12 protein-coding genes, 1 tRNA gene and 1 pseudogene are annotated in these 10,975 nt (G+C 70.5%); 7 read left to right on the forward strand and 7 right to left on the reverse strand.

What is annotated here, in order from left to right:
- Nucleotides 1-106 precede the first annotated feature (106 nt).
- Nucleotides 107-1,027, reverse strand: a complete 921-nt coding sequence (gene gluQRS / locus Q0A33_RS01620) for a tRNA glutamyl-Q(34) synthetase GluQRS (RefSeq protein ID WP_291792141.1) — start codon at nucleotides 1,025-1,027, stop codon at nucleotides 107-109.
- A gap of 169 nt (nucleotides 1,028-1,196) precedes the next feature.
- On the opposite strand from gluQRS, the gene Q0A33_RS01625 reads away from it, so the two are divergent.
- Both Q0A33_RS01625 and Q0A33_RS01630 read left to right on the forward strand, forming a co-directional pair.
- Complete coding sequence (locus Q0A33_RS01625; protein WP_291792144.1) at nucleotides 1,197-2,741, forward strand: MFS transporter; 1,545 nt, start codon at nucleotides 1,197-1,199, stop codon at nucleotides 2,739-2,741.
- A 52-nt stretch (nucleotides 2,742-2,793) separates the two neighbouring features.
- Entirely contained in the window at nucleotides 2,794-4,059 is a 1,266-nt protein-coding gene (locus Q0A33_RS01630; RefSeq protein WP_291792147.1) for an EAL domain-containing protein, read from the forward strand.
- Between the two features lie 13 nt (nucleotides 4,060-4,072).
- Here Q0A33_RS01630 and Q0A33_RS01635 read toward each other — a convergent pair whose 3' ends face one another.
- The 3 genes from Q0A33_RS01635 to Q0A33_RS01645 all read right to left on the reverse strand — a co-directional run bounded on the left by Q0A33_RS01635 (nucleotide 4,073) and on the right by Q0A33_RS01645 (nucleotide 7,138).
- Nucleotides 4,073-5,026 carry a DNA-formamidopyrimidine glycosylase family protein gene (locus Q0A33_RS01635; protein ID WP_291792150.1) on the reverse strand — a complete coding sequence of 318 codons (954 nt, stop codon included), beginning with the start codon at nucleotides 5,024-5,026 and terminating at the stop codon, nucleotides 4,073-4,075.
- Nucleotides 5,026-6,471 (reverse strand): amidase family protein, encoded by a 1,446-nt coding sequence (locus Q0A33_RS01640; RefSeq protein ID WP_291792153.1) that lies wholly within the window; start codon nucleotides 6,469-6,471, stop codon nucleotides 5,026-5,028. Before Q0A33_RS01640 ends, Q0A33_RS01635 begins: the two co-directional genes overlap by 1 nt.
- Before the next feature lie 175 nt (nucleotides 6,472-6,646).
- Nucleotides 6,647-7,138 carry a DUF3145 domain-containing protein gene (locus Q0A33_RS01645; RefSeq protein WP_291792165.1) on the reverse strand — a complete coding sequence of 164 codons (492 nt, stop codon included), beginning with the start codon at nucleotides 7,136-7,138 and terminating at the stop codon, nucleotides 6,647-6,649.
- Nucleotides 7,139-7,260: 122 nt separating this feature from the next.
- Here Q0A33_RS01645 and Q0A33_RS01650 point away from each other — a divergent pair.
- Nucleotides 7,261-7,334, forward strand: a tRNA-Ile gene (locus tag Q0A33_RS01650).
- Nucleotides 7,335-7,405: 71 nt separating this feature from the next.
- On the opposite strand, the gene Q0A33_RS01655 is transcribed toward Q0A33_RS01650, so the two are convergent.
- The 3 genes from Q0A33_RS01655 to Q0A33_RS01665 all read right to left on the reverse strand — a co-directional run bounded on the left by Q0A33_RS01655 (nucleotide 7,406) and on the right by Q0A33_RS01665 (nucleotide 9,134).
- On the reverse strand, nucleotides 7,406-8,050 hold the full coding sequence (locus Q0A33_RS01655) for an isochorismatase family cysteine hydrolase (RefSeq protein ID WP_291792156.1): 645 nt from the start codon (nucleotides 8,048-8,050) through the stop codon (nucleotides 7,406-7,408).
- Nucleotides 8,051-8,164: 114 nt separating this feature from the next.
- The gene (locus Q0A33_RS01660; RefSeq protein ID WP_291792157.1) at nucleotides 8,165-8,380 is read right to left on the reverse strand and encodes a DUF2945 domain-containing protein; all 216 of its coding nucleotides are present in this window, start codon (nucleotides 8,378-8,380) and stop codon (nucleotides 8,165-8,167) included.
- A gap of 160 nt (nucleotides 8,381-8,540) precedes the next feature.
- Entirely contained in the window at nucleotides 8,541-9,134 is a 594-nt protein-coding gene (locus tag Q0A33_RS01665) for a hypothetical protein (protein ID WP_291792160.1), read from the reverse strand.
- 157 nt (nucleotides 9,135-9,291) lie between these two features.
- On the opposite strand from Q0A33_RS01665, the pseudogene Q0A33_RS01670 reads away from it, so the two are divergent.
- From Q0A33_RS01670 to Q0A33_RS16545, 4 genes and pseudogenes are all read left to right on the forward strand, one after another.
- Nucleotides 9,292-9,504, forward strand: a pseudogene (locus Q0A33_RS01670) (ubiquinone-dependent pyruvate dehydrogenase); the annotation flags it as partial.
- 32 nt (nucleotides 9,505-9,536) lie between these two features.
- Nucleotides 9,537-10,400, forward strand: a complete 864-nt coding sequence (locus Q0A33_RS01675; protein ID WP_291792162.1) for an SDR family NAD(P)-dependent oxidoreductase — start codon at nucleotides 9,537-9,539, stop codon at nucleotides 10,398-10,400.
- Nucleotides 10,401-10,465: 65 nt separating this feature from the next.
- On the forward strand, nucleotides 10,466-10,816 hold the full coding sequence (locus Q0A33_RS01680; RefSeq protein WP_363316520.1) for a tyrosine-protein phosphatase: 351 nt from the start codon (nucleotides 10,466-10,468) through the stop codon (nucleotides 10,814-10,816).
- The coding region (locus tag Q0A33_RS16545) for a tyrosine-protein phosphatase (protein ID WP_363316521.1) at nucleotides 10,717-10,975 on the forward strand (259 nt) is incomplete at its 3' end. The genes Q0A33_RS01680 and Q0A33_RS16545, both read left to right, overlap by 100 nt.

A 10,975-nucleotide genomic window follows, 5' to 3' on the forward strand; every position in this document is an offset into this window, starting at 1 on the left:
CGCTGACGGGCCCCGTCCTCTGGAGGGGGCCCTTCTCGTCACCGTTCTGCCGGCCGAGCGCTCGAATCGCCGAGCGCCGCCGCACCCGGTCCGCCCGTTCACATTCCTACCGACCAGTACTCGGGTCGAACACCGTGGGCTCATGCCGCATGCGCGCCGGGTCGAAGGACTCCAGCGCTTCATCCAGACCCGTCCAGGGCCCGAACCCCAGCGACTCCCCCATCCACGCCCACAGGTCGAACCCCGTCCCCGCGAGCTGCTCGAGGGTGACGGCACCATCCCGCTTGGCCAGCCGCTGCCCCGTGGGGCCCAGTACCAGCGGGACGTGCACGTACTGCGGCACGGGCAGATCCAGCAGGCCGGCGAGGTAGGCCTGACGGGGTGCGGACGAGGCGAGGTCGTCCCCGCGCACCACCTGGTCTATGCCCATCGCCGCATCGTCCACGACCACGGCGAGGTTGTAGGCCCACACCCCGTCACCGCGGCGCAGCACCAGATCGTCCACGTGCGCGGAGACCGCTCCCAGTACCACGTCGTCGACGTGGTACTGCGCGCCGTCGGAGCGCAGCCTCAGCGCGGGCGTCCGTCCCTGCGCCGCGAGGCGGGCCCGGGCCTCGGTCCGCTGCTGTTCGCCGAGGTCGCGGCAGGTGCCCGGGTAGGCGCCGGGAGGTGCATGAGGAGCAGAGGGTGCGGCGAGGATGTCCTTCCGCGAGCAGTAGCACTCGTAGACCAGACCGCCTTCCCGCAGCCGCTCACAGGCCGCGGCATATGCCGCCGTGCGCCGCGACTGATCCACCACCTCGCCGTCGATCCGCACGCCCAGGGCCAGGAACTGCTCCCGCTGTCGTTCGGCAGCCCCCGCTCGCACCCGGTCCAGGTCCTCGTTGCGCCAGAGGAAGCGGCGACCGGTGCGCCGCGCCCACAGATAGGCGAGGATCCCGGTGCGCACATTGCCGATGTGGAGATCGCCGCTGGGCGAGGGAGCGAACCGCCCCGCGCCATCCGCCCCATTCGAATCTGCCCGCATGCTGCTCAGGATAACCACAGCGCCGGGCAAGGCGCAGGGCGCCCAGGCGGCCCACGGATACTCGCGAAAGCCTAGCCACAGGTGCAGATGCGGCGCGGAGCGGCCCGGCCAGGAGGCTGCCGCACCCCTGCGATTGCCCTTCCTCCGCGCCAGGAGTAGAACTGCAGGGGTGACCTCCCACTCCAGCACCTCCCCCGAACCCGCACCGGACGCCTCCTCCACCGGCTTCACCTCCGAGCAGAAGAAGATCCTGCTGGTCTCCTTCGTCGTCGCCTTCCTCTCCCTGCTGAGCGTCTCCATCGTCAACGTGGTCATCCCGGCCATCGAGTCGTCCATCAGTGCGAGCCCCGCCGCGCTCCAGTGGATCCTCTCCGGTTACGCGCTGGCCTTCGGCGTGGTGCTCGTGGCCGCGGGCCGGGCCGGCGACATCTTCGGCCGGGGCCGGCTCTTCGTCATCGGTCTGCTCATGTTCGGTCTCGGCTCCCTGTGTGCGGGGTTCTCCACGGACGCGCTGTGGCTCAACCTCTCCCGCGTCCTCATGGGGCTGGGCTCCGGCTTCCTCAACCCGCAGGTCACCGGGCTCATCCAGCAGTACTTCCGGGGCGCGCAGCGCGGCCAGGCGTTCGGACTCTTCGGCGGCGTGATCGGCGTCTCCGTGGCCGTGGGTCCCGTGCTGGGAGGCGTCCTCGTCGCGGTACTCGGGGACGAATGGGGCTGGCGGTCCGCCTTCCTCATCAACGTCCCCTTCGTGATCCTCGGTCTCGTGGGGGCGTTCCTCTGGCTGCCGGGCAGCGCCTGGAGACCCGCCTCGGGCACCGTCGCCACCGGCGCGGCCGGTGCCACAGGTGCGGCCGGTGAGGGTGCCGGAAGCCCGGCACCTGACCGCCGCAGGCTCGCCGATCTCGACCCCGTGGGCGTCGTCCTGCTGAGCGCGGGCATCCTCCTGGTCATGCTGCCCTTCGTGGAGCGCGAGGTGGGACCCATCATCTGGGCGGCACTGGGCCTCGGTGCGGTCTTCGTGCTCATCTGGGTGTGGTGGGAGCGCCGCTTCGCGCGCACGGGCAGGGAGCCCATGGTGGACCTCACGCTGTTCCGGACCCGCAGCTTCGCCAACGGCGCCGTCATCATCACCGTCTACTTCCTCGGCATGACGAGCATCTGGGTGGTCCTCGCGCTCTGGATGCAGCAGGGCCTCGGCCACTCCGCCCTCGCCGCCGGCATGATCGGCCTGCCCTCGGCCGTGGTCAGCGCCGTCCTCTCCCCCATCGCCGGCCGCCACGTCACCCGCGTGGGCAGGGTGATGGTCCTCTGGGGGATCCTGCTCGCACTCGCCGGGCTGGTCCTCTCCGGCGCCGCGGTGCTCCTCCACTACTCGACGAGCCTGAGCGAATGGTGGCTGCTGGGCACGCTTGCGATCCTGGGAGCCGGTCAGGCCTTCGTGGTCGGCCCCAATCAGACGCTCACCCTCGCCGAGGTGCCGCTGCGCTACGCCGGTTCCGCCGGCGGAGTGCTCCAGACCGGTCAGCGCGTGGGCACCTCGATCGGCATCGCGATGATCACCGGGATCGTCTTCGCCACCGTCGCGGCGGCCGGCTGGGAGGTCGCATTCGCCACCGGCCTGGGCGTCATCGCCGTCGTCATCGCCGTCGCGGGAGCGGTCGCCGTCGCAGACCTCGCACGCAGTCGGAGGGCGAGGGGGCGGCGCGATTCCTGAAAGGCCGCCATGAGACAATCGGCCTGCAGGCGACCGAAAGGGAGAACAGCGCGTGGAGGCCTCACACGGTAGCGGTCCGGCGGCGACGCCGGGGTCCGAGCACACCCTCGAGCAGCTGGTCCGCGGCGGTCTCGTCGCGACGCACTTCAGTCCGGTCGTCGACCTGCAGAGCGACACCGTGATCGGCCATCGGGTGTATCACGGGGTCGCCGGGGTGCCGCCGGAGCCCGCGCACTTCACCGCCTTCCGCCGTGCCGTGCGGGAGTCGGAGCACGTGGCGGACCTCGACGCCTCGCTGCGCTCCCTCGCGCTCCGCGAGGCCGAACAGCTCCGGCTGCCGCGCACTAATCGCCTCTTCATGACGGCGGAGCCGCAGGCGCTCGGCACCGTCGAGGACCGGACCGCGGAGCCGGACCGCTCCGCCATCCTCCAGCTGCACCCGGACCGGATCGCACAGGCACCGGCCATGACCCTGCGCTCGGTGCGCCAGGCCCGCACGCTGGGGTGGGGCATCGGCATGGCGGAGATCGGCGACGATCTCCGCACCACCTCCTTCCTGCCGCTCGTGAATCCCTCCGTCGTCATGCTCCGGCCCTCCGTCCTCGCGATCGAGGACCACGTCCACCTCGCGGAGCTCATCCGCCTGCTGCAGGCGCACGTCGAACGCACCGACGCGATCCTCGTGGCCGACGGGGTGACCACGGAGGAGGACCTGCTCAAGGCGGAGGCGCTCGGCGCACGGTTCGGCACCGGGCCCTGGTTCGGAGAGCCCTCGCAGGAGCCCGAGGCCGCAGATCCCGGCGAGACGGATGTGCTCGCCGACCACCACACCCGCAACCAGCTGGCGCAGGGCACGCCCTTCACCATCGCCCAGGGCAGGGAGCGCGACCCGCTGGTGATGGACGGGGAGATGCTCACGGCGCAGCTGCACTCGCTGGCGGAGCGGAGCCTCGCCGCCGGCGAGTCCGCCGTGGTCATCAGCGTGTTCGCGGACGCGGAGGAGCTGAGCCCGGAGACCCTCGCCCGGTTCGAGAGCGTCGCGGACTCCGTGGGCTACACGGTCATGCTCTCCGCCGGCTTCGACACTCCACCGGTGCCGGCGGCGCGCGGCGGTCAGATCGACACCTCGGACCCGCTGCAGGCGGAGTTCTGCGTCATCGTGATCGGCCCGGACTGGTCCGGACTCACGGTGGGCAAGCGCCGTTTCAGCCCCGGGCCCGACGGGCGCACGGAGTACGACGTGCACGTCACCACAGAGCGCTATGCCTGCGTGGACGCCGCCCGTTCGGTCTTCACCCGGATCCGCACCCTGCACTGAGGCGCGCGCTCCGTCATGCGGCCTGGCACTGCGCGCACCAGTACAGCTTGCGCCCCTGCATCTCCGCCAGGCTCACGGGGGCGCCGCAGACCAGACAGGGCTGTCCCCGCCTTCCGTACACCCAGTGCCGGTGCTCCGGCTCCGCCAGCGCACGTTCCCGCCGCCGTCCGCGCAGTTCCGTGCGGGTGAGGATCACCCCGGTCTCCACACCGAGCGGCAGGAGCCGGCACCAGTCGTCCCAGAGCGCTGCGAGTGTCTCCTCCCCCAGCGACGCCGTGGAGGTGTAGGGGTTCACCCGCGCGCGGAAGAGCAGCTCCGCACGGTAGATGTTGCCGATCCCCGCGATGACCTCCTGGTCCATGAGCACGGCACCCACCGCCGTGCGCTTCCGGCTCGCCTTCGCGAGGAACCGGCGCCTGCCTGCGGCACGGCCGTCCACCAGCGGATCAGGACCCAGCCTGAGCAGACGCGCGGCGGTCTCCTCCGGCGTGAGCACCTCGCACACGGTGGGCCCGCGCAGATCCGCGCAGACCGAGCCGGTGAGCAGACGTGCACGCACGGCCCCCACCGGTGGCGGCGGCCACGCTTCAGGAGCACCGCGCAGCTCCGTGTCGCTCTCACCCACACGGGTGCCGCGGGCGGCGGTCCGGCTCTCCGTCCCGGTGCGCCGGGGTGCGCCCATGGAGGACGCCGAGACGCCGTCCGCAGCACCGTCTGCGAGCGCTCCCGCCCGCTCCCAGAGGTCCCAGGCCCCGTAGAGCCCCAGGTGGACGCGCAGGGTGAGCTCCCCGTCGAACTCCGCGAACATCTGCTTGCCCACCGCGCGGCAGGCCGTCATCTCCCGGCCGTCCAGCAGCTCCGCCCCCTGCGAGAAGCGCCCCTGCGGGGACGAGACCGCCACCTGCGCCTCCGCGAAGACGGCCGTGAAGCGGTTTGCGATCCGATGGACGGAATGGCCCTCCGGCATCAGAGCTGCGGGCGGACGCGGTGGTGGCCGGTGAGCTCCTCGAAGGCCTTGGCGGCGAGGAGGAGCTCCACGTCCTTCCCGGGAGCTGCGACTAGCTGGATGCCCACCGGCAGTCCGGTGGGTGCGCCGGGCAGCGGCGGGGTGAAGCCCGCCGGCACTGTGACGGCGGGGCAGCCGGTGGCGGAGATGAGGGTCGCCGCCCGCATCCAGTCGAGATAGGTGTGCAGCGCGGTGCCCTCGATCTCCGTGGGGTACTCGATGCCCGCATCGAAGGGCAGGACCTGGCTGGTGGTCGTGACCAGCAGGTCGTGCTCGGCGAAGAAGGCCTCGGTGGCGGCGAGCAGGCGACCACGGCCGGCCTCGGCACCGATGAGCTCCTCCACCGTGAGGCCGAGCCCCATCTCCGTGTTCCAGATGACGAAGTCCTTCATCTGGTCACGGTGCTCCTTCAGCACCGGCCCGTTGTTGCAGGCGAAGTCGTAGGCGCGCTGCACGCGGAACACCTCGTCCGCGTCGTCGAGGTCAGGCACTGCCTCGTCCACATGAGCGCCGGCGGACTCGAAGACGCTGCGGGAGGCCTCGACGACGGCGCGCACGGGCCTCTCCACCCGGAGCCGTCCGTCCAGGTCCGCCGAGAAGCCCACGCGCAGACCGCGCAGGCCCTCACCCTCGCCGTCGCGGGCGAACTCCGGCCGGTCGAAGACCTCACCGGTCTCGCGGAGCGACTGCGGCGCCCCGGCGGCGGGACCCGCTCCGGCCTGCATGAGCAGAGCGACATCCGCGACCTCGCGGGCCATGAAGCCCTGCTGGCCGAGCCAGGCCCACGGGCGGCCCGGCAGAGCATGCGGGATGCGGCCGTTCGAGGGCCGCAGTCCCACCGTGTTGGTGAAGGACCCCGGGGTGCGCAGCGAACCGCCCATGTCCGAGCCGTCGCCGGAGGCCTGGATGCCGGCGGCGATCGCCGCGGAGACCCCGCCGGACGAGCCGCCCGAGGTCCGCGAGGTGTCATAGGGATTGACAGTGGTGCCGAAGACCGGGTTGAAGGTGTGCGAGCCGGCGGCGAACTCCGGCACGTTGGTCTTGCCGGTCGTGATGACACCGGCGGCGCGCAGCCGGCTGATGAGGAGGTCGTCCGACTCGGGCACCCTGTCCGCGAAGACCGGGGATCCCAGTGTGGTGCGCATGCCACGGGTGTCGTGGGTGTCCTTGTGCGTCATGGGGACGCCGTGGAGCAGGCCCAGCCGCTCGCCGCGGGCGTACGCCTCGTCCGCCGCCGAGGCCTGGGCGCGAGCGGTGTCCGCGTCGAGGGTGACGACGGCGTTGAGGGCCGGGTTGACCGCATCGATGCGGTCCAGGTGCGCCTCGAGCGCCTCCCGTGCGGACACCTCACCGGTGCGGAGGCGGGAGGCGAGCTCACGGGTGCTCAGCCAGGTCAGGTCGGTCATCGTCGGCTCCTCGGTCGCGGCAGATTCTCGCTCTCACACTAGCGCCGGCACGAGGGGCCGGGCACAGCGGGGCGGGACCGGAGGTGACGCGACGGGGGCGACAGGCCGAGCCGGGCGCTCCGGCCGTCGCACAGGGCGATCGACCGGCCACGCCCGGCTCCGGTGACCGGACCGCTCAGCTGACCTTGGTGAGCCAGCGGACCGGGGCGCCGTCGCCTGCGTAGCGGAAAGGCTCGAGCTCCTCGTCCCAGGCCTGGCCGAGCACGCGCTCCATCTGCGCGGTGAGGCCGTGCGGGTCTCCCGCAGTGCGCTCCATGACGGAGCGGATGACGTCCTCGGGCACGACGATGTTGCCGTGCGCGTCCGTCACGGCATGGTAGATGCCCAGATCCGGCGTGTGGCTCCAACGGCCGCCGTCCACGCCCTCGCTGGGCTCCTCCGTGACCTCGTAGCGGAGCCCGTCCCATCCGCGGAGGGCAGAGGCGATCCGCGCGCCGGAACCGGCCGGAGCCTTCCAGCAGATCTCCGCCCGGTACATGCCCGGAGCGGCAGGCTGCGGAGTCCAGTCGAACTTCGCGTGCGCGCCGATCGCCCCGCCCGCCGCCCATTCGATGTGAGGGCACAGCGCACGAGGTGCTGAGTGGACGAAGAGTACGCCCTGAGCCATATCCATTTGGTGCCTCCTCTACCCGGATACGTCTTCCCCTACGATCCGTGCCGAGGTGAGCACGAGCTTTATTGTACTATAGGCGAGGCGCCGGACCAGCGACAATGCGACTCCGGAGCCGGGCCCCTGTAGCTCAGCTGGTCAGAGCAGAGGACTCATAATCCTTTGGTCGTCGGTTCAAGTCCGACCGGGGGCACCCGATGCGCGGATGCACCGTGCGTGCGACCCCGGCAGCGCGTCCCCACACCCCCAGGCCGGTTCACGACCTCAGCTGCGGCTCAGCGCATCCACCACCTGAGCCGACTCGCGCAGCTGTACGCCGATGCCCTCCAGATCGACGAGGCGTTCAGGGGTGACCTGTGAGACGGCGTCGGTCACGAGCACGGTGCGGAAGTCTCGTTCGCTGGCGTCGAACAGGGTTGCCCGGGGACAGTTGGGCAGATTGCAGCCGGCGACGACCACGGTGTCACAACCGGTCTCCTGCAGCCACGACTCCAGCCCTGTGCGGTGAAATGCGCTCCAGCAGGGTTTGAAGAACACGACTTCCCCGCCGGAACCGGTGAGTGTCTGCGGAGCGCCGGCGAGCAGCTTCTCACTGTCCAGAGCGACTTCAGCGGGCAGCAGGACAGAGGGGATCTGCGACCCCGGAGAGCCTGGGACGACGATCCGCCGGCCAGCCTCGACCGCTGCACGGCGCGGCAGGTCGACATCGCAGCCGCCCGGCTGGTAGAAGCGCACGATGTGTGCAATAGGCCTGCCGGAGCGACGGAACGCGGCGGTGGTCTCCGCGAGAGCCGGCAGCACCTCGCGCGTCCCGGCAACAGGGGCCGCTCCGCCTTCGAGGAAGTCGTTCTGGACGTCGATGACGACCAGTGCGGCACTCTCCCAATGCGGGCCGAGGTAGTCGGTCATACGCGCGAGCCTAGCGACCCCACAAGTGTCACGGACACCGCTGCAGCCTCTCTCCCACTCCACTCACACTGATCGCGCCGTGGTGTTCGCCTCGGGCTGTGCCCGCAGAACGGCTCACTCATCGAGCAGGCTCAGAGCACTCCCCTTGTGAGCCGCGATGTGATCGGTCTTGTCGCTCTTGATCTCGTACTGCGGGTCGTCCTCCGACGCTCGGCGGGTGTGACCCTTGTAGTCGAAGTCCCGCGTATGCACCTTCGTCACCGTGCCGGAGATGCGGCCTGCTTCCGAGTTCCACGTCACGTGGTCGCCCACACTGAACCGATCGGACATCGTGCCTCCTTCGCCGGGCATCCATTGAATCACGGCTGACTCGGAAACAGCACGCCCCGGACGGAGCCCGGTGAGCGGCCCAGGAGACGCCGATAGGCATCCGGCGGCAGAACGGCCCACGCGCGCGGACACCGCCTCCGGGCACCCGCAGGCACGGCGGTCAGCTCGCGTGCGACTGCGGCCTGCGTGAGAGAGGCGCACTCCGGAAGGCGGCGGCGACCTTCGCGACGGCCTGGTGGCGGTCCTCGTCCAGATACACCATTCGCCTGACGGAGGACTCGGCGAGCAGAGCCGCCTGGTCGGCCGCCATGCGCGCTTCCGCGCTGTCCGGAGAGAGGCCCAGCGCCCGGGCGAGCGTGGGCAGGAGCATGTCAACCAGGTCCTCGTTGGACTCCAGCCACACACGCCGCAGCGCGGGCACGGTGAGCACGAGCTGCATGAGATGGTGCGTCCAGGGCGTGCGCACACCGGCGAACGCCTCCGGAAGGGCCGTGACGACGGCATCGAACACGGACGCGGCGGAGCGCGAGAGGTGCTGAGTGAGAACGGCGGAGAAACGGCGGCTGCCGGCGTCCAGGAACGGCCTGATGCTCTCGGCCTTGGTGGGGAAGTAGCGGAAGAACGTCCGCTCGGAAAGGCCCGAGGCCGCCACCAGGGCGGAGGTCGGCGCATTGCCGTCGTACTCATGGATGACCTCGGCGCAGCGCAGGGAGATGTCCAGGAGCTCCTCGTCGTTGAGCGGTCTTCGTACCATATGGAAACCCTAAGCCAGGCCGGCCGACGCTCTGGACCTGAACGCTGGTTACTGCCAGTATGAAGGGTGGATCGACGCATCGGGCCGATCTCGAGATCCATCATCTCCGCAGAACCGAAGGAACCGCATGGGAACCGAGGGTGCGCACCAACAGGTGCTCGAGGACGCGCTCACGGCCGCGTTCGCCCACGACGGTCCCGCGCTGATCGACGTGGTCACCGCCCGGCAGGAGCTGTCCATCCCACCGACGATCTCCGCTGCGCAGGCGAAGGGATTCACGCTCTACGCACTGCGCACAGTGCTGTCGGGCCGGGGCGAGGAGCTGATCGACCTGGCCGAGACGAACCTATTCCGCCGGCTCTTCGACTGAAGGCCCGCATGATGAACGAGAAGGAGAAGAGCATGAGCGAGAAGAACGATGAGCGCGTGGTGGTCGTCACCGGCGCAGCCCGCGGGATCGGTCGGGCCACGGCGGTCGCGTTCGCGCGAGCGGGATACAGGATCGCTGGGGCGGACATCGCCGCACCGACCAGCGCGGCGATGGACTACGCACCGGCCACACCGGAGGATCTCGACGAGACCGGACGCCTCGTGCAGGAGGCCGGTGCCGAATGGCTGCCGGTGATCTTCGACCAACGCGACCGGGCCGCGGTGAAGGCCGGATTCGCACAGGTGGTGGACCGGTTCGGGGGCGTCGACGTGGTGTTCGCCAACGCCGGCATCCAGGGCTTCGGCTCGATCCTGGAGATGAGCGACGAACTCTGGGACGACCAGATCGACGTCAACCTCACCGGCACGGCCAACGTGCTGCGCACCGCGGCCCCGCTGCTCATCGAGCGGGGCGGCGGCCGGATCATCGTCACCTCCTCCACACAGGGCCAGCACGGCACCCTCGACGGCGCGGGCTATTCGGCTTCCAAGTGGGGACTGCTCGGGCTGATGAAGTCCGCCGCCCTCGACCTGGGCAAGCACAACATCACGGTGAACGCCGTCATCCCCGGGCTGATCAACACGGCACTCACCCGGCACGAGGACCGCTACGCCCAGATCATCCGCACCGGCGGCCACGAGCCCACCGGCGACGTCGAGAAGGACGAGCAGACCGCCACCGGCGCTCAGCGGGCCAAGCTCCCCCTGGGCGTGCCCTGGGTCGAGCCCGAGGACGTGGCTCCGCTGGTGGTCTTCCTCGCCTCCGAGGAGGCCCGCATGGTCTCGGGCACGAGCTTCGCCGCGACCGGCGGCGACAGCGCCAACATCACGGCCTGAGCAGGGAGAACCGAGCAGGGAGAACGACGTGCCGGCGATACTGCTGCACGGCGCCGGAGCACCCGATGGTCCACAAAGGTCTGCGACACCCGCAGCGGCCGGACAATGAGGAGAGGACATCCGTGACACACGAGACCACGACCACCGGACCGGGCACATGCATCCCGCTGGCGTCTCTGCCGAACCTGCGTGACATCGGCGGGTACACCACCTCCTCGGGGGCGACGGTGCGCACCGGAGTCCTGTACAGACCGTCGCCCTCGACACACTCACGGACGCGGATGCCGCAGAACTGCAGAAGCGCGGCATCCGCACCGTGTTCGATCTGCGGACCCGGGCAGAACGTGACGCAGCGCCGGACCGTCTGCCCGAGGGCGCGACCGGTGTCGTCTGCGACGTCCTCGCGGGCTCGATGAACGCAGCCCCGGCCCAGATGCTCGAAGTCGTCAGGAATCCCGCCCGTGCCGCCGACGCCCTCGGCCACGGTCAGGCCGTCGAGCTCTTCCACGACGCCTACCGCCACATCGTCTCCTCGACCAGTGCCCTGGAGGCCTACCGACGGTTCTTCACCGACC

The sequence above is a fragment of the Brevibacterium sp. genome, assembly GCF_022712115.1.
GTDB lineage: Bacteria > Actinomycetota > Actinomycetes > Actinomycetales > Brevibacteriaceae > Brevibacterium > Brevibacterium salitolerans.